The organism is Acidovorax sp. SUPP3434 (genome assembly GCF_030159015.1).
In the GTDB taxonomy this organism is placed as follows: Bacteria; Pseudomonadota; Gammaproteobacteria; order Burkholderiales; family Burkholderiaceae_C; genus Paracidovorax.
In genome coordinates this window covers 43,377-62,413 of sequence record NZ_BQXL01000025.1, presented here as the reverse complement: position 1 = coordinate 62,413, position 19,037 = coordinate 43,377, and the positions used below count along the sequence as shown (strand labels likewise).

Here is a 19,037-nt window from a genome sequence, read left to right as displayed (position 1 = left end):
GATCGGCTTGCAGGCTGTCCATGAGCTGCACGGTTTCCACAGCGGCCATCTGCCGTGCGGCAAGGTCTTCGTGGGACAGCGGAAACGGGCGGTGGGTCACCGCCGCATGCTCCACGTAGAGCCAGCTTCGCAGCGCATGGCCGACGTCGAAGGTTGGTGCGAGGCGATGGGTCTGCGTGATCGGCCCGCCCGAACGAATGCGGATGGCATCGAGCGCCCAGAGGCGGTCCTTGAGCGCGGCGTCCGTCCAGCGGGTGATGTGGGCCGGCTCCAGCCCCGTGCAGCCGTTGGCCGCGAACACCTGGCAGGCGAGGACGCGCAAGGCGCGCTGGCGCTCGCGGGCCGTGCCTTGGGTGTTCGTCAGCTCGCCCGGCACCTGCCCGAACACCAGCCGCAGCAGGTCGCGTTCGCCGGGCTCCACGGGCCGGTCTTGCCGCTCGATGAAATCGAGCACCGGCAGCAGCCCCTCGATGCGCCCTGAGAGGGCGGCGACCCGCAGCGCGGTGTCGTTGGGCACCCGAAGCCCTTGCAGGACGGCGCCCAGGGCCGTTTCGGGTTCGCGCGCGGCCCATAGCGCAAGCGCTGCGTCGGCCGCGGCGGCCCAGCCCACGGGGTGCGATCGCTCGGTGGGGCCGTCTGCGGCGGTGAGGCGGTCGATGTAGTGCCGCAGTTCCGGCTGCAGCCGATGGCCGCCCATGGTGCCCAGCGCCTGCAGCGCGGTGATCTGCCGGGCGAGGTCCTGACCCTGCAGCACGGCCTTCCATTGTTCTTCTGCCCGGGGTGGCACCTGCCCCATGCGCGCGCAGGCCAGCAGGCACGCATCCGGGTCCGCGCCGCGCACTGCTGCCGCATGCACCCCGGCGATGTGCTCCGGCAGGGCGAGCCGCCCCGCCAGTTCCACACCGCAGGCCAGCAGGTGCGCGTCGTCCGATGCCAGCAGGTGGCCGCAGGTTGGCGGCGCGGCATAGAACCACAGCGCGTCCCGAACGGACATGGGTTGGGCCGCGAGCAGGCGGGCGATCCCCTCCAGACGAACGGACGCATCGGGTTCGTACCGCTCCGCGAGCGCGATGCGCACGAAGGCCGCCCCCGCGATTTCTTCGGAACGGGTCTGCGCTTGCGCCTCCACGCAGGCCACTTCGTCCAGGCACGCCGGCCCGTAGTAGCGGCAGACGTCCATCAGCGCGTCCAGCCGCTGATCGACGGCCTTGAGGGCCCGGACGGTGTGGGCCTGGCGCAGAAGCCCCGCCCGGCGCCCATAGGCGCGCACGGCGATGCCCATCTGCCGGGCCAGCATGCCGGGCAGTGGAGGGGGCGCGGAAGGGCGAAGGCGAGTGATCATGGGCCAGGCGAAGAAAAGCAAGCAGGCAGCGGCACCGTCGGAAGCTCCATCGGAACCGGAGAGGGCGGCCAGGGCATCGCGCAGCGGACGCAGGCGCGACGCATCGCGGCGAACCGGGTCAGTTCAACTCGATGGATCCGCCTTCGATGCGATGGGTTTCGACGGCGGCCGAGGTGATCTGGTGACCCCGGGTCTCGACCGATCCGTCCTGGGAAAACTGCATGCGCGCATCGGCGCAGCGCAGCAGCACACGGCTCACCGCACTCACGTCCAGGTGGGTCACTTCGAGCGACAGCGCGCCGGTGGCCCGGTCGAACTGCCAGGGCGGTGTGGCCGGCGCGCCGGGGCAGGGCCAGGCGGCGACGACCAGCGAGGGCAGGGGCCTGCCATCCGGTGTCGGTGCTTCCTGGCCGGAGCCCAGCGCGGCCAGCACGAACTGGCCTTCGATCACGCCGGGCACTTGAGAGGCCAGTTCCGCGCGGTGTTCGCGGCCCTGGCAGCGAAGGACCACGGTTCCATCCGCATCCTGGCGCAGGACCTGGGCGGGCTGGAGCGACCACGCGGTGGCGGGATCTGCGGCGGGGCCGTCCGCAGGCGGGGTGCTTCGGAGCATGCGGGAATCAGTTTTCATGGATGCCTCCGGAAAGCGTGGTGACGTCGCTTGCGCCGATGAGGCGGATGCTGTTGCCGTTGACGGTGATGGTGCCGTCGGCCTGGAGGATGAGCGAGCTGGAACCCACCTTCAGGGTGATCGTCTCGGCATCCATGGTGATGCTGGAGCCGGCTCCCCCGCCGCCTTCGCCACCGCCCGAGGGCGCGGTCACGTTCTTGGCCATGCCGCCGCCGCCGGCATCTCCGCCACCGCCGCCGCCTCCCACGTTGAGGCTGTACTTGGTGCCCACCACCGTGCTCTGGTTGGTGCCGACCTTGACGTCCTGGTCGCTGCCCACGGTGGTGCTCTGGTTCTTGCCCACGATGGTGGCCATGATGGCGCCCACGTTGAGGTTGTAGACCACGCCCACGTTTTCCATGCGGCCGACGCCCACGTTCTGCATCGAGGCGATGCCGATGGTCTCGGTCTTGAACTTGCCGACCTTGATCGACCAGTTGCTGCCGATCTTGTCCTTCTCGTTCCTGCCGATGGTCTTGGTGCGGTTCTTGCCGATGCTCACCGTCTCGTCAATGCCCACGTCCTCGCGCCGGTTATCGCCGATGCTGATTTTCTCGTCATGGTCCACCCGCTCGGTGCGGTTGTTGTGCACGGTGATCTTTTCATCGCGGTCCACTGTCTCGGTGCGGTCGCGGTGGATCACGTTGGTCTCGTCCCGGTCGATGGTCTTGCGCCGGTCGTTACCGACCCACTTGTCCTCGTCGTTCTCCACTTCGGTGAGCTGGTCCTTTTGCGCGTGCAGCCACAGTTGCTCGGCGCCGGCCTTGTCTTCGAAGCGCAGCGCGTTCGCGTCGCCGGCGCCGTTCTTCAGGCCCGGGCCGAAGGCGCCGCCCTTGCTCGATTTGGTCTTGATGCCCGACTGGGTCGCGTTGCCGGGCAGGCCCCAGGGGGGCATGTTGTCGGCGTTGTAGACGCAGCCCAGGATGATGGGGTAGTCCGGGTCGCCGTTCAGGAAGTCGACGATCACCTCCATGCCGATGCGCGGAATGAACACGTTGCCGAACTGCGGCCCCGCCCAGGTGGAGGACACGCGCACCCAGCAGCTGGAGTTCTCGTCCATGGCTCCGATGCGGTCCCAGTGGAACTGCACCTTCACCCGGCCGTACTGGTCGGTCCAGATCTCCTCGCCCGGCGGGCCCACGACCACGGCCGTCTGCGGGCCCGTGGTGCGAGGGCGGGGCGTGGCGACGACGGGGCGGTAGGGCATGGCGGTGGGGTGCACCTCCATCGAAAAGCGCTGGATGGAGCCGCCCTGGGTCTGGCCCACGCCGTTCAGGCCCACGCTGGCCTGGGCGTTTTCCTCCAGGTAGTACTCGACCGACACCACCAGGTACTGCTGGTTCTGGTCTTCGCGCGGGTAGTTGTCCAGCACGATGGTGTAGCCGGGGGCGATGCTGCGCTTGTTCAACTTCGCCTGGGCGCGGTGGTGGCCGGCCAGGCCGGTTTCCATCTGCAGCCGGGTGTAGGTTTCCCCGTCGGAAAACTCGGTGTAGCCCCCGGGCCACTCGTACCGTTCGTAGCTGTCGTGGGCATGCCCCGGCGGGGACTGGCGCATGTCGGACAGATCGGCGCGCGGCTTCTTGAAATCGTAGTCGTCCAGGTAGGACCGGCCGGGCTGCACCTGCTGGCCCATGTGCCAGGAAAAGATGTGTTCCCGGTCGGCCAGGGCGGCCTTGCCCGGCGGGTGGAAGGGAATCACGTGGCCGCCCGGCAGCGGGCTGTGCGAGCCCATCACGTCGTCGGCGAACACCAGCGTGTGGCTGCCGGGCTGGTGTTCGAAATACCAGTAAATGCCTTCGGATTCGCACAGCCGCGCGATGAAGGCGAAATCGGTCTCGTGGTATTGCACGGTATAGGGCCGCACGCGATAAGCCCGGGAGAGCTTTTTCTGCATCGGCTGACCGTATTTCTGCAGCACGCTCTCCACGATATCCGGGACGGTCATTTCCTGGAAGATCTTGAAATCGCTGCGCCGCGTGGCCAGCCACAGCCAGGGGCGCAGCACCATGCGGTAGGCGTAATTGGCCGAGGTGTCCTGGCCCTGCATGCCAAAGCCCGTGGCAATACCGTCCAGGTAACGCCGGCCCAGTCCCTCGGTCTCCACCATGACCGTGGCAGCGAGGCCCAGCAAGGCTTTGGGGTCGATGCCCTTGTTCTTGGAGATCAGGTCGATCTCGAATTCAAACAACGCGGACAGCGCCTCGCTTCCTTTCAATTGCCTGAATTGCAACGCCTCTCCCAAAGGCGTTTGAATTGTTACGCGGCGATTAGTCATGCGAGAAATTGTTTCTTAGCTTTGAATCGGGTCCGCATTATGCTGGCGAGGCCTGCCCATCGGCACCGCGCGTTTGTGCGGCGCAACAGCCTCAATTGCATCCAGATGTTCGTGGGGTTATCTGCGACTGCGTCCGTTGTGGTTTCAGCGGGGTTGTGGTGGACTGCGAAGTGATCCGGCAGCAGTCGCCGGGTGCTACGCAACCAGATAAAAAGGGAATCCATGGGAGATGCAGTTTTCGGCCCGCAGCGGCCATGCTCGGTGGAGCTTGACGGCGACAGCATTCTGTTCGGCTTCGATCCCGCGTCCACGACCTGGCGGCACGCGCAAACGCCAGCGCAGCGCATTTTGGCCAGGCGCCCGCGCTGGGTGATCGACGACCGCACGGCGGCCGGCCTCCAGGCGTACGACCTGGTGCGGGGCTACGACGCGCCCTTCGACAGTGCGCCGCCCGAGCTTTTCCCCCGCGGGCCGCAGGGTCCGTTCGATACCGAGCCGCACCCGTCGCGCATCGTGGTCCTGCAGGTGGGGGTGAACGACCACGCACGCCCAGGCTTCGACATCGAGGCGTTCGAGGACGATTACCGCGGCCTCATCCGCTGCGTGCATTCGCTGGGGCATGCCGCCGTGGTCACCGGGATCACCCCGGTCTCCGACAAGATCTTCGGCCCCGCGGCACTCGCCACCATGCAGGCGATCAATGCGGCCATCCGCCGGGTGGCGGCCGACACCCGCACGGTGCATGCGCACTGGGATTCGATGCCGTTCTCGGTGGACAGGGACACGACCGACGGCATCCACCCCACGCAGGCCGCCTCGAACCGCTTGGCCGACCGCCTGACGGTGGCGCTGGAACGCACCTTCCGGCTGGGCGCATAGCGCAAGCGGCCATGGCCTGCAAGGGCATGGGCAGGGCTGCGGGGTCAGCCGTTGCGAGGGCAGCACAAACCCGCGGGCTGGTGAATTCCCTGCCCGGCGGGCGCCGAGACGGTGATACAAAAACACCAGCGGGCTGGAAGGCCGGCCTGCACATCCCCTTCAAGAAAAGGTCGTCCGCATGCCCGCACTCGCCGCTTTCCTCCAGGAGGTCAAGCTGCCCACCATGCCCGAGGTGGCCCACAGCCTGATCCAGACCCTGCACGACGACGACATCCCCTTCGAGAAGGTGCGCACCGCCATCTCCAAGGACCCTTCGCTCACCGCCAAGCTGGTCCGCATGGCCAACAGCGCGCGGTTCGGGCTGCCGCGCCAGGTCTCCTCGCTCGACGATGCCATCAACATGGTGGGGCTCAACCAGGTGCGCACGCTGGCCCTGGCGGCGTGCATGACGGGCTCGTTCGCCGACGCGCCGGGCGTGGACCGGCAGGAGTTCTGGAAGGAGAGCATGGCCTGCGCCGGCTACGCACAGTGGCTGGCGCGGGCGCTGGGCACCGACGTGCAGCAATCGTGGCTCACGGGCTTCATGGTGCGGCTGGGCGAGCTGATCATCGCCCAGAAGGCGCCGAGCGAGATCGTGGAGATCGAACGCCTGCCGCACCTGCCCGGCGGCCGCTGGCAGCGCGAGCAAAGCCTGCTGGGCTTCACCGAAGGGCAGATCACGGCCGAACTGGCGCGGCAGTGGAAATTCCCCGACGAGGTGGTGCGTGCGCTGGAGACGGCCTCCGACCCGCTGGCCAGCCCCTCGTTCTGCCGCCTGGGCGCCATCGTGCACGTGGCCACGCTGCTGGCGGAGATCGCCGTCGGCCCCAAGGCGAGCGTGGCGGAGACGATCGGCGCGTTGCCGGACGAACTGCTGCAGGCGCTGCAGCTCGATCCCGGCTGGCTCGCCGACCACCTGCCGGACCCGACCGTGTTCACCGACACGTCGGCGCTGTAAACCGATCCATCCATCCGCCCGTCAGCGGAGCGGCGCCCACGGAGACGCCAATGAAAAGGCCGGCGAAAGCCGGCCTGACGGGGTGGGGCGCAAGGCCCTATGGAGCCTGCCGCCTCAGCGGTGGCCGCTCGTGTCCATGCGTTCGGTCTTGGCGTCCAGCAGCACCTCGGGCTCCTGGGCGTCCACCCAGTTCGGGTCGTTCAGGCGCTGCTTGAGCTTGTTCTCGTCGAGGTCGCCGGTCCACTTGGCGACCACGATGGTGGCCACGCCGTTGCCCACCAGGTTGGTGAGCGCGCGCGCTTCGGACATGAAGCGGTCGATGCCCAGGATGAGCGCCAGGCCCGCCACCGGCACGTGGCCCACCGCCGACAGCGAGGCCGCCAGCACGATGAAGCCGCTGCCCGTGATCCCGGCCGCGCCCTTGGAGGTGAGCAGCAGCACCAGCAGCAGCGTGATCTGGTGCGTGATGTCCAGCGGCGTGTTGGTGGCCTGCGCAATGAACACGGCGGCCATGGTCAGGTAGATGGAGGTGCCGTCCAGGTTGAACGAGTAGCCGGTGGGAATCACCAGGCCCACGGTGGTCTTCTTGGCGCCCAGGTTCTCCATCTTTTCCATCATGCGCGGCAGCACGGATTCGCTGGAGGACGTGCCCAGCACGATCAGCAGCTCTTCCTTGATGTACTTGATGAACTTCCAGATCGAGAAGCCGTGGAAGCGCGCGATGGCGCCCAGCACGATGAAGATGAACAGCAGGCAGGTCAGGTAGAACGAGCCCATCAGCTTGCCCAGCGACAGCAGCGAGCCCACGCCGTACTTGCCGATGGTGAACGACATGGCGCCGAAGGCACCGATGGGCGCCACCTTCATGATGTAGCCGACGATGGTGAACAGCACGTGCGAGGTCTTCTCGATGAAGTCGAACACCAGCGTGCCGCGGCCGCCGAAGCGGTGCAGGGCGAAGCCGAACATCACGGCGATCAGCAGCACCTGCAGGATCTCGCCCTTGGCGAACGCATCGACCACCGTGGTGGGGATGATGTTCATCAGGAAGTCGGTGGTGGTGCCCATCTTGCCGGGCGCGGTGTAGGCGGCGATCGACTTGGTGTCGATGGTGGAGGCATCCACGTTCATGCCGGCGCCGGGCTGCAGCACGTTGACCACGATCAGGCCGATGATCAGCGCGACCGTGCTCACGATCTCGAAATACAGCAGGGCCAGGCCGCCGGTGCGGCCGACCTTCTTCATGTCTTCCATGCCCGCGATGCCGATCACCACCGTGCAGAAGATGATGGGCGCGATGATCATCTTGATCAGCTTGATGAAGCCATCGCCCAGCGGCTTCATCTGCTCGCCCAGTGCGGGATAGAAGTGCCCCAGCAGCACGCCGACGACGACGGCGAAGAGCACCTGGATGTACAGCGAGCGGTAAAGGGGTCTCTTGGGGGGGAGCGTGCGTGTCTCTTGCATAGGTCTGCGCGTACCGTCGCCAGCAGCGCTCATTTTGGAGGTGCGTGAATGTATGCCTGTGCCATGGCCTGCGCGATTGTGGAAATCCACATGGTGGGAAATACGTACACGCAGAGCGCGCCGGGGTGGCGGGAGGCCGAGCGCACCCTGCCACCGTGGCGGAATGCGCCGGTTTTCGGGGGGCGATCCGGTCCATGCCGACCGCGCGGGCGGGGCCGCCGGATCGCCGAGATGTCAGCCAGGTGACAGACTTTGCAGCCGGTGGAGCGTGCGCCGGCCGCAGCCCTCAACGGGCCGGACAGGCGAGAAACGCCGGCAGCCGCTCCGCCTGCTCCGCAAAGGCGGCCAGGGCGGGGTGGTCGTCGGCCAGGACGGTATCGGCGACCATGCTCTGCATGAAGTCCCACGCCACGGCGATGGTGACGCCCGCATCGGTGATGGCCTGCTCGGGCGCCGGCAGGGGGGCTTGGGCCAGTTCGGCTTCGAGCTGCCCGCAGGCCGCCAGCAACTGGCCGCTCACGCGGTCGATCCAGGGGGCATGCTGCTTGTCCGCAGGACGCAGGTTCTGTTCGTACACCCGCTGTACGGCCTTCTCGCAGGCGGCCAGCGCCAGGCCAGTGAGGCGCAGATCGCGCAGCAGCGCGGGCCCGCCGAGCGGCTGCAGGCGGTGGCGCGACAGGGTGCCCGCCCATTGCAGGATCAGCCCCGAATCCATCAGCACCGTGCCGTCGTCGGCCACCAGCGTCGGGGCCTTCACCACCGGGTTGATGCGGCCGAAGGCCTCGAAGGTGCTGAACACCGAGAGGGGCAGGTGCTCGAAGGGCAATTCCAGCAGCCGCAGCGATACGGCGACACGGCGCACATAGGGGGAGTCCAGCATTCCAACCAGCTGCATGGGAAGGGTTCCTTGAGAAAAGGGGCCGAAGAAAGCCAGGGCGCGGTCCGCGAGGACGCCGGTGGCACGGCCTTGCACGATAGGCGCGCAGCCCCTGCCGGCGAAGGGCAGGGCATCGGAAATGCCGCCTCCAAACCGATGGATGATCGGAACCTCCCTTCCCGACCCCGCAACCCGGAGCGCTGGCATGACCCTCGACAAGAAAGACTGGCTGATCCTGGAGGCCCTGCAGACCGATGCCCGCCAGAGCCTGGCCGCGCTGGGCAAGCGCATCGGCCTGTCCCAGCCCGCCATGAGCGAGCGGGTGCGCAAGCTGGAGGACGCGGGCGTGATCGAGGGCTATGGGGCGCGGGTCAACCTGCGCGCCATCGGCGTGCGGCTGCAGGCCATCATCCGCGTGCAGACCGACCACGCCGGCATCGCGCCCTACGTGAAGCTCTTCGAGTCCATGCCCGAGGTCCTCGAGGCCGATCGCGTGACGGGCGAGGACTGCTTCATCGTGCGCTGCGCCATCGCCGAGCCCGAAGACCTGCAGTCCGTGGTCGACGCGCTGGCCCAGCACGGCGCGGTGACCACGTCGCTGGTGCTGTCGAGCCCCGTGCGCAAGACCACCACGGTGCACGCCCTGCGGTCCCCGCGGCGCTGAGCGGGCCAGCCCCGCGGCATCGGGGCCGTGTACGCCACTTGGCGTATTGGCGGCCCGGGGGGCAGTCTCCAGAATCCATTCCATCGACCGGACGAAGGCGCCCTGCGGGGGCCCCGGGCGAGCGGTTTGAACCCCATTCATCGGAGCTGCACCATGCAACGTCGTTACTCTCTCAAGGCCCTCGCGGCCATCGCCACGCTGGCCGGCCTGTCGGCGCTGCCGGCCCATGCCGCCGACACCATCAAGGTGGGCGTGCTGCACAGCCTGTCGGGCACCATGGCCATCTCGGAGACCGTGCTGAAGGACACCGTGCTCATGGCCATCGACGAGATCAACGCCAAGGGCGGCGTGCTCGGCAAGAAGCTCGAGCCCGTGGTGGTGGACCCGGCCTCCAACTGGCCCCTGTTCGCCGAGAAGACCAAGCAGCTGCTGGGGCAGGACAAGGTCTCGGTCATCTTCGGCTGCTGGACCTCGGTGAGCCGCAAGTCCGTGCTGCCCGTGGTCGAGGAAATGAACGGCTTGCTGTTCTACCCCGTGCAGTACGAAGGCGAAGAGCTGTCCAAGAACGTGTTCTACACCGGCGCGGCGCCCAACCAGCAGGCCATTCCCGCGGTGGACTACCTGATGAGCAAGGACGGCGGCGGCGCCAAGCGCTGGGTGCTGCTGGGCACCGACTACGTGTACCCCCGCACCACCAACAAGATCCTGCGCGCCTACCTGAAGTCCAAGGGCGTGAAGGACAGCGACATCGACGAAAAGTACACGCCCTTCGGCCATGCCGACTATCAGACCATCGTGGCCGACATCAAGAAGTTCAGCCAGGGCGGCAAGACGGCGGTGGTTTCCACCATCAACGGCGACTCCAACGTGCCCTTCTACAAGGAACTGGGCAATGCGGGCCTCAAGGCCAAGGACGTGCCGGTGGTGGCCTTCTCGGTGGGTGAGGAAGAACTGCGCGGCGTGGACACCAAGCCGCTGGTGGGCCACCTGGCGGCATGGAACTACTTCATGTCCATCAAGAACCCCACCAACACCGCCTTCATCAAGCAGTGGAGCGACTACGCCAAGGCCAAAAAGATCCCCGGCCACATGGACAAGCCGCTCACCAACGACCCGATGGAGGCCACCTACATCGGCATCCACATGTGGAAGCAGGCGGTCGAGAAGGCCAAGAGCACCGATGTGGACAAGGTCATCGCCGCCATGGCCGGCCAGACCTTCCAGGCGCCCAGCGGCATCGTGAGCAAGATGGACGAGAAGAACCACCACCTGCACAAGAGCGTGTTCATCGGCGAGATCAAGGCCGACGGCCAGTTCAACGTGGTGTGGAAGACGCCCGGCCCGGTCAAGGCCAAGCCCTGGAGCCCGTACATCGAAGGCAACGACAAGAAGAAGGACGAGCCCGACGGCAAGTCTAAATAACACCCCCTGAGACGCTGCGCGCCTTCACCCCCTCTCTCGTTGCGCGGAAGGGGGGACGACGCCAGCGGCCCGGCAAAGCCGGTTCCGCGGCGTCTGCTGGCTTCGGGCCGCGCTGGTGCACGTGGCATGACGAAGCAGTCCGTGATCGCAATCCTTTCTTGTTCGTGACGACCTTCCCCTCACCATGCCTCCCACCTTCTTTCACCGCCTGATCGCCTGCCTGCTGCTGTGTGCGGCCGTGCAGGCGCACGCGCTCACGCCGCAGGCCGCGCGTGCCATGGCGGCGGGCGAGACCGACGAGCGCATCGCCGCGCTGCAGCAGGCCATCGCCACGCCCGACGATGCGACGCTCGCCTTCATCCGCGCCATGGCCGACGATGCGGTCAAGATCGCGGGCGACCGTGCCATCACCATCAAGGACGGCAAGGGGCTGGACCCCGCCACCGGCGCCGAGGTGCCGGTGCCCGACGATGCGGAGGACATCGTCAACAACAACCGCATGCGCGGCGAGTTCGACGCTGCGCTGGCCTCGCTGCAACTGCTGTCGCCCGATGCGGCCCAGCGCCGCGCCGCCATCGAGTCGCTCAAGGAAGAGACCGACGCCGCGCGCCTGCCCCTGATTGAAAAAGCCCTCGCCGCCGAGAAAGATGCCGGCCTGCGCGGGCGGCTCGAAGCCATCCGCGCGCGCATGCTGCTGGCCGACAGCGACGCGGCCCACCGCCTGGAGGCCGCGCAGTACCTGGCCGCCAGCGGCACCCCCGCCACGCGCACCGTGCTGCTGGAGCAACTGCGCCAGGAGGCCGACCCCAAGGTGAAGGCGGCCATCCAGTCCGCGCTGACCTCGGTGGAGGGCCGGCTGCAGTGGGGCGAGAAGCTCGCCGCACTGTTCTCTGGTGTGAGCCTGGGGTCCATCCTGCTGCTGGTGGCGCTGGGGCTGGCCATCACCTATGGGCTGATGGGCGTCATCAACATGGCGCACGGCGAGCTGATGATGATCGGCGCCTACGCCACCTACGTGGTGCAGGGCCTGTTCCAGAAATACCTGCCCGGCGCTTTCGACTGGTACCTGGTGGCCGCCGTGCCGGCCGCGTTCTGCGCCTCCGCCCTCATGGGCGCGGCGCTGGAGCGCAGCGTGATCCGCTTTCTCTACGGCCGGCCGCTGGAGACGCTGCTGGCCACCTGGGGCATCAGCCTGATGCTGCAGCAGCTCGTGCGCACCGTGTTCGGCGCGCAGAACGTGGGCGTGGAAAACCCCGCGTGGATGAGCGGCGGCGTGCAGCTCATGGACAACCTGCAGCTGCCCTGGAACCGCGTGATCATCGTGGCCTTCGCCTTCGCGGTGCTGGGTGGCGTGGCCTACCTCATCGGCCGCACGCGGCTGGGCCTGTTCGTGCGCGGCGTCACGCAGAACCGGCCCATCGCCTCGTGCATGGGCGTCAACACCGCCCGCGTGGACACCTATGCCTTCGCGCTCGGCTCCGGCATCGCCGGCCTGGCCGGCTGCGCCCTGAGCCAGGTCGGCAACGTGGGGCCCGACCTGGGCCAGGGCTACATCGTCGATTCGTTCATGGTCGTGGTGCTGGGCGGCGTGGGCCAGCTGGCGGGCACCGTGTACGCGGCGCTGGGCCTGGGCGTGCTCAACAAGTTCCTCGAAGGCTGGACGGGCGCCGTGCTGGCCAAGATCGCCGTGCTGGTCTTCATCATTGTGTTCATCCAGAAGCGGCCGCAGGGCATCTTCGCGATGAAGGGGAGGGAGGCATGACCGCCTGTCGCCGTCGTCATCGCCGCCCGCCGCGCCACCTGCCTCTGCCTGCCTAGAAGAAGCCCATGCCCCATCGAGACATCTCCCTTCCTGCGCCAGCGCCGCTGCTCACGCGGTCCGGCTGGTCGGCATTCATCGTCGCGCTCATCGCCGTGTGCGCGGTGGCGCCCGTGCTCAACCTGTGGCTGCCCGCCGGCAGCCCGCTGCACTTGTCCGACTACGCGGTGGCGCTGCTGGGCAAGATCATGTGCTACGCCATCTGCGCGCTGGCCATGGACCTCATCTGGGGCTACACCGGCATCCTGAGCCTGGGCCACGGCCTGTTCTTCGCCCTGGGCGGCTACGTGATGGGCATGTACCTCATGCGCCAGATCGGCCGCGACGGCAACTACCAGAGCGACCTGCCGGACTTCATGGTGTTCCTGGACTGGAAGGAGTTGCCCTGGCACTGGGCGCTGTCGGACAGCTTCGCCGCCACCTTGGTCCTCGTCGTGGCCGTGCCGGGGCTGGTGGCCTTCGTGTTCGGCTACTTCGCCTTCCGCTCGCGCATCAAGGGCGTGTATTTTTCGATCATCACGCAGGCCATGACGTACGCCGCCATGCTGCTGTTCTTTCGCAACGAGACGGGTTTCGGCGGCAACAACGGCTTCACCGATTTCAAGCGCATCCTGGGGCAGCCGATCGCCACGCAGAACATGCGCATGCTGCTGTTCGTGCTCACGGGGCTGGCGCTGCTGGGCTCGTTCCTGCTCGGGCGCTGGCTGGTGCGCAGCAAATTCGGCCGCGTGCTGCAGGCGGTGCGCGATGCGGAGACGCGCGTCATGTTCTCGGGCTACTCGCCGCTGCCCTACAAGCTCACCATCTGGACCATCAGCGCCATGATGTGCGGCGTGGCCGGCGCGCTGTATGTGCCGCAGGTCGGCATCATCAACCCGGGCGAGATGAGCGCCGCCAACTCCATCGAGATCGCCGTGTGGGCGGCCGTGGGCGGGCGCGCCACGCTCATCGGCCCCATCGTGGGCGCCTTCCTGGTGAACGGCGCCAAGAGCTGGCTCACCGTGACCGCACCGGAGTTCTGGCTGTACTTCCTGGGGGCGCTGTTCATCGCCGTCACCCTGTTCCTGCCCAACGGCATCGTGGGCCTGCTGCGGCGCCCGCGCAAGGCGGTGGACGACGCGCGCCAGCCCCTGCGTGGCAGCGCCAAGCCAAAGGAGGGCGCGCAATGACCCCCGATCTGATGGAAGAAGGCGCGCGCCGCATCGCGGGCGACGCCCCGGCGGCACGCACGGGGCAGACCGAGTCCGGGGGCCGCGCGGCCGGCTTCTCGCGCGTGGCCGTGCCCGGCGAGGTGGACGTGGCCCATGGCCGCATCCTGTACCTGGAAGACGTGCACGTGAGCTTCGACGGCTTCAAGGCCATCAACGGCCTGAACCTGGACATCGCGCCGGGCGAGCTGCGCTGCGTGATCGGCCCCAACGGCGCGGGCAAGACCACGATGATGGACATCATCACCGGCAAGACCCGCCCAGACCGGGGCACCGTGTTCTTCGGCAGCACGATCGATCTGCTACGGCACAACGAGCCGGAGATCGCTGGCTTGGGCATCGGCCGCAAGTTCCAGAAGCCCACGGTGTTCGAGCAGCTCACCGTGTTCGAGAACCTGGAGCTGGCCTTGAAGACGCACAAGGGCGTGGCGTCGAGCCTGTTCTTCCGCCTGGATTCCGCGCAGGCGGACCGGCTGGCCGAGGTGCTGCACACCATCCACCTGGCCGGCAGCGTGGCGCGCATGGCGGGCAATCTGAGCCATGGGCAAAAGCAGTGGCTGGAGATCGGGATGCTGCTGATGCAGGACCCGAAGCTGCTCCTGCTGGACGAGCCGGTGGCGGGGATGACGGACGAGGAGACGGCGCGGACGGCGGAGCTGTTCCTGACCTTGAAGGGGCGGCATTCGCTGATGGTGGTGGAGCACGACATGTCGTTCATCCGGACGATTTCGGAGAAGGTGACGGTGTTGTGCGAGGGGGCGGTGTTGGCGGAGGGGACGCTGGATCAGGTGCAGGGGGATGAGAGGGTGATTGAGGTTTATTTGGGGCGGTGACGCTGTGGGCTTTTTTGCGAAGTTACTCGATAGTTACGTTCCGGGGCCGGGTCTCGGCCCGGCGGCCGAGGTACTTTTCTTTGCTTCGCCAAAGAAACGTACCCAAAAGAAAGGCGACCCTACTGTCCGTGTCCCCTGCGCTTCGCTCCGGGGCAACCTGCGGTGCTCGCGGCTGGCGGGGTCCGCGCAAACTCGCTCCACTGCGTTGCGCTCAAACAGCGCGCGGCCCTTTTTCCGCCAGCCGCTGCGCTCCTCGGCACGGCCAGAAGGGAACCCAACAGCCCCCACACGGGCCATCGCTGCGCTCGGCCCCCAACGCGCAGGCGCTACGCGCCGCGAAGGCCAGGCCGAGCGCAGCGATGGCCCGGCCGGCGGGTTCCCTTCTGGATGCGCCGAGGAGCGCAGGGCGCGGGGTGGGCAGGTGTGCCGCAGGACACACCTGCTTCGTGAACTGACTCGCCGTGGTTGTCCGAGCGCAGCGCGCAGCGCGAAGCGAGTTCCACGGCGCACCCCGCGCACGAGCACCGCAGGTTGCCCGGAGCGAAGCGCAGGGACGCAGCCAGCAGGGTCGCCTTTTCTTTGCTTACTTTCTTTTGGCGAAGCAAAAGAAAGTGAGTGCGCCGCCGGGCGCAACCCCCGGCCCCGGAACCCAATCATCCAAATGCTACAAAAACAATAGCAACAAGGCCAATCAACACTAGGGCATCAAGCCCAAAAGACATCAAAAACCCATGCTCACCGTCCAAAACCTCCACCAGTACTACGGCGGCTCCCACATCCTGCGCGACGTGAGCCTCACCGCCCCCCCCGGCAAAGTCACCGTCCTCCTCGGCCGCAACGGCGTCGGCAAGACCACCCTGCTCAAGAGCCTCATGGGCCTCGTCCCCATCCAAAGCGGCACCATCACCTGGGAAGGCCAACCCATCCAGGCCAAAACCCCCTACGACCGCGCCCGCGCCGGCATCGGCTTCGTCCCCCAGGGCCGCGAGATCTTCGGCCGCCTCACGGTCGAAGAAAACCTGCGCATGGGCCTGGCCTACAAGAGTGGCTCCACCCCCGTGCCGCCCCATCTGTACGAACTCTTTCCGGTGCTCAAGCAGATGCTCGGCCGCCGCGGTGGGGACCTGTCGGGCGGGCAGCAGCAGCAGCTCGCCATCGCGCGGGCGCTGGCGCCCAGCCCGCGCCTGCTGATCCTGGACGAGCCCACCGAAGGCATCCAGCCCAGCATCATCAAGGACATCGGCCGCGTCATCCGCCAGCTGGCCGACCACGGGTTGGACGGGCATACGGTGTCCATCCTGCTGTGCGAGCAGTACTACGACTTCGCCGAGGAACTGGCCGATGAGTACCTCGTGATGGAGCGCGGCGAAGTCATCGCCCGGGGCCCGGGCAGCGAGATGCAGGCCAAGGGCATCCGCCACCTCGTGGCGATCTGAACCCGCGCCCTAGGCCTGCTGCGCCGTGGCCGCCCCGGCATCCCCCGGCGGCGAAACCAGCCCCTCCATCAGGAGCTGCGTGAACGTATCGTGCAGGGGCGATGCCGCCGCCTGGGCCACCGTGGCGATGCCCAGCTGGTAGGCGATGCGGGGGCGGAACGGGCGCGAGGCGATCGCACCCTGCGGGCAGTGCTGCGCCAGCAGGGCGTTCACGATGGAGACGCCCAGCCCCTGGGCGACGTGGGCGCAGGCCTCGCTGATGGAGTGCACCTCCAGGGCCACGCGGGGCTGCACCCGCCGCTGGCGAAACGCCATGTCGATGTCGTGGCGTATCTGCCGCTGCCGGCCCAGCAGGATCAGGCTGGCGTCGATCAGGTCGGTGGCGCCGACCTCGTTCAGGCGTTCCAGCGGGTGGCCCTTGGGCATGATGCACACGGCCTCGGAGTCGAGGCGGGCGCGGGTGGCGAGCCCGGGCATTTCCATGGGCAGCCGCACCAGCCCGATGTCCGCATCGCGGCTGAGCAGTGCGCGCTCCGCGTCGTTGTACGAGCCCGACAGCACTTCCAGCACCACATCGGGGTGGGCCTGCATGAAGCGCCGGGCCAGCACGGGCATGAGCGTGGTCGCCAGGGTGCTGGGCACGGCCACCTTGAGCAGCCGGCGCTTGAAGCCGCCCAGGCGCAATTGCTCGGCATGGCGGCGAAAGCACTGGGCCGAGTCCATCAGGCCCTGGGCGTCGTGCAGCAGCGCGTGGGCTTCGGCAGTGGGGCTCAGGCGGCCTTTCTCGCGCACGAACAGGCGCAGGGCCAGGTCCTCCTCCAGCTGGGCCAGCAGCCGGCTGATGGCGGGCTGCGACAGGCCCAGGCGCGCGGCCGCGCCGGTGGTGGAGCCGCTGAGCATGATGGCGTGGAAGGCTTCGAGTTGCTTGAAGTTCATGGGCGTTGAGCGGTGCGGCCCAGCATCTTTGCACCGGTCGCGGACCAGCGCAAACCTGCTGCCCGCTGCATAGGGTCATCCGCCTTTGTCATAGCGTTGTGGACGGAGGCCTCGCTCCACAGAATCGACTGCGTCATCGGCCACACCGGCATGGCGTCATTCAAGGAGCGAGATTCATGAGGCCCCCATTTCCCTTTGCGCTGGCTGCCTGCGGCCTGTTCCTTTCGGCCTCGCCGCCCGTGGGGGCGCAGGACCTGCAGGCGTACGGCCAGGTGCGACTGAGCATCAACCGTGTCAAGACCGGCAACGCAAGCTCGGTGACGGAGGAGCGCGACAACGCGTCGCGCCTGGGCTTTCGGGGCAAGGAGGACCTGGGCGGCGGCCTGACCGCCCTGTTCGGCGTGGAGATGGGGCTGGACGCGGACACCGGCGCCGCCACCACGCCCGCCTACCGCAACAGCTATGTGGCTTTGCGCGGTGGCCTGGGAACGGTGGCGCTGGGCCGGCTGGATTCCGCCAATCCGACCGGCTCGCCCCTGTACTCGCAGGTGACGCGCATCACCTCGTTCGCGGCCAACGACGCCGGTGCCACGGCCACCGGCACGTCCATTCTCAATGCGCGCAACCGCACCTCGAACGCCGTGGGCTACCAGAGCCCCACGTGGGGCGGCGTCAATGCCCGTGCGCGCTACTACCTGCGCGGCGACCCCAAGACGCCCGATCAGGAAAATGGCGCCAAGTCGCTCGACCTGGGGCTGAACTATGCGGACGGGCCGTGGTCGGCCGGCATCGGCTACGGCCGGGATACGCGCCCGGGCGGCCTGCTGGCCAACGAGTTTTCGAGCAAGTGGCAGGTGGCGGTGCGCTACGACTTCGGTGCCATCGAGCCCTATGTGCTGCTGGGCCGCGATGCTTATGCGAAGGCCGCGGCCACCGCGCGCACCGATGTGGACTACTGGCTGGTGGGCAGCCGGTTCTCCGCCGGCCCGCACGCGCTGGTGGTCAACGTGATGCAGCGGGATGTGCAGGCCTCCGCGCGGGGCCTGCGTAAGCGCCAGCAGGTCGCGTATACGTATGCGCTGTCCAAGCGCACGGAGTTGCAGGCGTTCTTCGACCGCGACGGAATCGATTCGAGCCGCAGCAATGTGGCGGTACGCGCCGTGGGCGCAGGGGTACGACATGATTTCTAAGGCAAGCTTTGCGGCCCTTCGGGCCTTCTTTTCGCGCCCCGTTGCCGGGCGCCGGGTCCGGCCGTTGCTGGCGGCCGGGCTGGCGGGCCTGGCGCTCTGGGGGGCCGGCGCCCGGGCGGCCCCGGCCGCCGAGTTTCCCGACAAGCCCGTGCGCATCGTGATTCCGTTTCCGGCGGGGGCCGCGGCCGACACGGCCATGCGGGTGGTGGCACGCAAGATGTCGGAGCAGTGGCGCCAGCCGGTCATCATCGACAACCGGCCCGGGGCGGCCGGCTTCCAGGCGGTCGCATCGGCACCGCCCGACGGCCACACCCTGCTGATGGGGGCGGGCTCGGGCATGGTGACGGCACCGCTGCTGTCCAGCAAGCTCACGTACAACCCGTCGCGCGACTTCGTGCCTGTGGGGCGGGTGGTGGTCAACGTGCCCATCCTCACCACGCACCCGAGCCTCAAGGTCCGCACGGTGCAGGAACTCATCGCGCTGGCCCGCAAGGACCCGGGCGCGCTCAACTACAGCACCAGCGGCAACGGCAGCCCGGGGCACTTGTCGATGGAGTTGTTCCAGGCCGCCACGGGCACGCGCATGGTGCAGATCCCCTACAAGGGCGGCGGCCCCGCCGTGAACGAACTGGCGGGCGGGTACGTGCAGTTGGGCATCAACGCCGTTCCCAGCGTGGCGGCGCAGATCAAGGCCGGCAAGCTCGTGCCGCTGGCGGTGGCCAGCGCCAAGCGTTCGCGCGCCTTCCCCGAAGTGCCGACCATGGCCGAGGCCGGTTTGAAGAACTTCGAATACGACATCTGGTATGCGCTGTTTGCCCCTGCGGGCACGCCGGCGGACCGGGTGCAGAACATCAGCAAGGTGCTCTGGATGGCACTGAGCGATGCCGAGGTGACCGCCCTGCTGGTGGCGCAGGGGGCCGAACCGGCACCCACCACGCCGCAGGAGTTGGGGCGCTTCATGCAGGAAGACACGGCCCGCTGGGCCAAGCTGGTCAAGGACCGCAACCTCAAACTCGACTGAG

At 67.8% G+C, this 19,037-nt stretch carries 16 protein-coding genes; 10 read left to right on the top strand and 6 right to left on the bottom strand.

Annotation, left to right across the window (positions count from 1 at the left end; genetic code table 11):
- From AVKW3434_RS23130 to AVKW3434_RS23120, 3 genes are all read right to left on the bottom strand, one after another.
- Positions 1-1,342 (bottom strand): hypothetical protein (locus AVKW3434_RS23130; RefSeq protein ID WP_284407689.1); only part of this gene is annotated, 1,342 nt, incomplete at its 3' end.
- A gap of 118 nt (positions 1,343-1,460) precedes the next feature.
- Positions 1,461-1,973, bottom strand: a complete 513-nt coding sequence (locus AVKW3434_RS23125; protein ID WP_284407688.1) for a hypothetical protein — start codon at positions 1,971-1,973, stop codon at positions 1,461-1,463.
- Positions 1,963-4,287 carry a type VI secretion system Vgr family protein gene (locus AVKW3434_RS23120; protein WP_284407687.1) on the bottom strand — a complete coding sequence of 775 codons (2,325 nt, stop codon included), beginning with the start codon at positions 4,285-4,287 and terminating at the stop codon, positions 1,963-1,965. The genes AVKW3434_RS23125 and AVKW3434_RS23120 overlap by 11 nt, the downstream gene beginning before the upstream one ends.
- A 222-nt stretch (positions 4,288-4,509) precedes the next feature.
- Between AVKW3434_RS23120 and AVKW3434_RS23115 the strand changes: the two genes are divergently transcribed.
- Together AVKW3434_RS23115 and AVKW3434_RS23110 are read left to right on the top strand one after the other, a co-directional pair.
- Entirely contained in the window at positions 4,510-5,166 is a 657-nt protein-coding gene (locus AVKW3434_RS23115; protein ID WP_284395299.1) for an SGNH/GDSL hydrolase family protein, read from the top strand.
- A gap of 178 nt (positions 5,167-5,344) precedes the next feature.
- Positions 5,345-6,163 (top strand): HDOD domain-containing protein, encoded by an 819-nt coding sequence (locus AVKW3434_RS23110; protein ID WP_284407686.1) that lies wholly within the window; start codon positions 5,345-5,347, stop codon positions 6,161-6,163.
- Between the two features lie 114 nt (positions 6,164-6,277).
- On the opposite strand, the gene AVKW3434_RS23105 is transcribed toward AVKW3434_RS23110, so the two are convergent.
- Together AVKW3434_RS23105 and AVKW3434_RS23100 are read right to left on the bottom strand one after the other, a co-directional pair.
- Positions 6,278-7,630: a dicarboxylate/amino acid:cation symporter gene (locus AVKW3434_RS23105; RefSeq protein WP_272564701.1), complete on the bottom strand. Its 1,353-nt coding sequence runs from the start codon at positions 7,628-7,630 to the stop codon at positions 6,278-6,280.
- Positions 7,631-7,916: 286 nt separating this feature from the next.
- Entirely contained in the window at positions 7,917-8,525 is a 609-nt protein-coding gene (locus AVKW3434_RS23100) for a glutathione S-transferase (RefSeq protein WP_284407685.1), read from the bottom strand.
- A 187-nt stretch (positions 8,526-8,712) separates the two neighbouring features.
- Here AVKW3434_RS23100 and AVKW3434_RS23095 point away from each other — a divergent pair, with 187 nt between their 5' ends.
- From AVKW3434_RS23095 to urtE, 6 genes are all read left to right on the top strand, one after another.
- The gene (locus AVKW3434_RS23095) at positions 8,713-9,171 is read left to right on the top strand and encodes an Lrp/AsnC family transcriptional regulator (protein WP_284395294.1); all 459 of its coding nucleotides are present in this window, start codon (positions 8,713-8,715) and stop codon (positions 9,169-9,171) included.
- A 153-nt stretch (positions 9,172-9,324) separates the two neighbouring features.
- Entirely contained in the window at positions 9,325-10,593 is a 1,269-nt protein-coding gene (urtA, locus tag AVKW3434_RS23090) for an urea ABC transporter substrate-binding protein (protein ID WP_272564695.1), read from the top strand.
- A 184-nt stretch (positions 10,594-10,777) separates the two neighbouring features.
- On the top strand, positions 10,778-12,355 hold the full coding sequence (gene urtB / locus AVKW3434_RS23085) for an urea ABC transporter permease subunit UrtB (RefSeq protein WP_284407684.1): 1,578 nt from the start codon (positions 10,778-10,780) through the stop codon (positions 12,353-12,355).
- Positions 12,356-12,420: 65 nt separating this feature from the next.
- Positions 12,421-13,581 carry an urea ABC transporter permease subunit UrtC gene (urtC, locus tag AVKW3434_RS23080; RefSeq protein ID WP_284407683.1) on the top strand — a complete coding sequence of 387 codons (1,161 nt, stop codon included), beginning with the start codon at positions 12,421-12,423 and terminating at the stop codon, positions 13,579-13,581.
- A complete protein-coding gene (gene urtD, locus AVKW3434_RS23075; protein ID WP_284395290.1) occupies positions 13,578-14,453 on the top strand; it encodes an urea ABC transporter ATP-binding protein UrtD in 876 nt (291 codons plus the stop codon). Before urtC ends, urtD begins: the two co-directional genes overlap by 4 nt.
- Before the next feature lie 731 nt (positions 14,454-15,184).
- Positions 15,185-15,889: an urea ABC transporter ATP-binding subunit UrtE gene (urtE, locus tag AVKW3434_RS23070; protein WP_284407682.1), complete on the top strand. Its 705-nt coding sequence runs from the start codon at positions 15,185-15,187 to the stop codon at positions 15,887-15,889.
- 9 nt (positions 15,890-15,898) lie between these two features.
- Here the strand turns inward: urtE and AVKW3434_RS23065 are convergent, their stop codons facing one another.
- Positions 15,899-16,825, bottom strand: a complete 927-nt coding sequence (locus AVKW3434_RS23065) for a LysR family transcriptional regulator (RefSeq protein ID WP_284407681.1) — start codon at positions 16,823-16,825, stop codon at positions 15,899-15,901.
- A 176-nt stretch (positions 16,826-17,001) separates the two neighbouring features.
- Between AVKW3434_RS23065 and AVKW3434_RS23060 the strand changes: the two genes are divergently transcribed.
- Positions 17,002-18,015, top strand: coding sequence for a porin (locus AVKW3434_RS23060; RefSeq protein WP_284407680.1), 1,014 nt, complete (start codon positions 17,002-17,004; stop codon positions 18,013-18,015).
- Positions 18,005-19,036, top strand: coding sequence for a Bug family tripartite tricarboxylate transporter substrate binding protein (locus AVKW3434_RS23055; RefSeq protein WP_284407679.1), 1,032 nt, complete (start codon positions 18,005-18,007; stop codon positions 19,034-19,036). The genes AVKW3434_RS23060 and AVKW3434_RS23055 overlap by 11 nt, the downstream gene beginning before the upstream one ends.
- Position 19,037 lies beyond the last annotated feature (1 nt).

Bases quoted from the DNA above. Each gene is read 5' to 3' on its own strand.
- AVKW3434_RS23055 (WP_284407679.1), top strand. From the start codon at position 18,005: ATGATTTCTAAGGCAAGCTTTGCGGCCCTTCGGGCCTTCTTTTCGCGC.
- AVKW3434_RS23100 (WP_284407685.1), bottom strand. From the start codon at position 8,525: ATGCAGCTGGTTGGAATGCTGGACTCCCCCTATGTGCGCCGTGTCGCC.
- urtC (WP_284407683.1), top strand. From the start codon at position 12,421: ATGCCCCATCGAGACATCTCCCTTCCTGCGCCAGCGCCGCTGCTCACG.
- AVKW3434_RS23115 (WP_284395299.1), top strand. From the start codon at position 4,510: ATGGGAGATGCAGTTTTCGGCCCGCAGCGGCCATGCTCGGTGGAGCTT.
- AVKW3434_RS23105 (WP_272564701.1), bottom strand. From the start codon at position 7,630: ATGCAAGAGACACGCACGCTCCCCCCCAAGAGACCCCTTTACCGCTCG.
- AVKW3434_RS23110 (WP_284407686.1), top strand. From the start codon at position 5,345: ATGCCCGCACTCGCCGCTTTCCTCCAGGAGGTCAAGCTGCCCACCATG.
- urtD (WP_284395290.1), top strand. From the start codon at position 13,578: ATGACCCCCGATCTGATGGAAGAAGGCGCGCGCCGCATCGCGGGCGAC.
- urtB (WP_284407684.1), top strand. From the start codon at position 10,778: ATGCCTCCCACCTTCTTTCACCGCCTGATCGCCTGCCTGCTGCTGTGT.
- AVKW3434_RS23065 (WP_284407681.1), bottom strand. From the start codon at position 16,825: ATGAACTTCAAGCAACTCGAAGCCTTCCACGCCATCATGCTCAGCGGC.
- urtA (WP_272564695.1), top strand. From the start codon at position 9,325: ATGCAACGTCGTTACTCTCTCAAGGCCCTCGCGGCCATCGCCACGCTG.
- AVKW3434_RS23095 (WP_284395294.1), top strand. From the start codon at position 8,713: ATGACCCTCGACAAGAAAGACTGGCTGATCCTGGAGGCCCTGCAGACC.
- urtE (WP_284407682.1), top strand. From the start codon at position 15,185: ATGCTCACCGTCCAAAACCTCCACCAGTACTACGGCGGCTCCCACATC.
- AVKW3434_RS23120 (WP_284407687.1), bottom strand. From the start codon at position 4,287: ATGACTAATCGCCGCGTAACAATTCAAACGCCTTTGGGAGAGGCGTTG.
- AVKW3434_RS23060 (WP_284407680.1), top strand. From the start codon at position 17,002: ATGAGGCCCCCATTTCCCTTTGCGCTGGCTGCCTGCGGCCTGTTCCTT.
- AVKW3434_RS23125 (WP_284407688.1), bottom strand. From the start codon at position 1,973: ATGAAAACTGATTCCCGCATGCTCCGAAGCACCCCGCCTGCGGACGGC.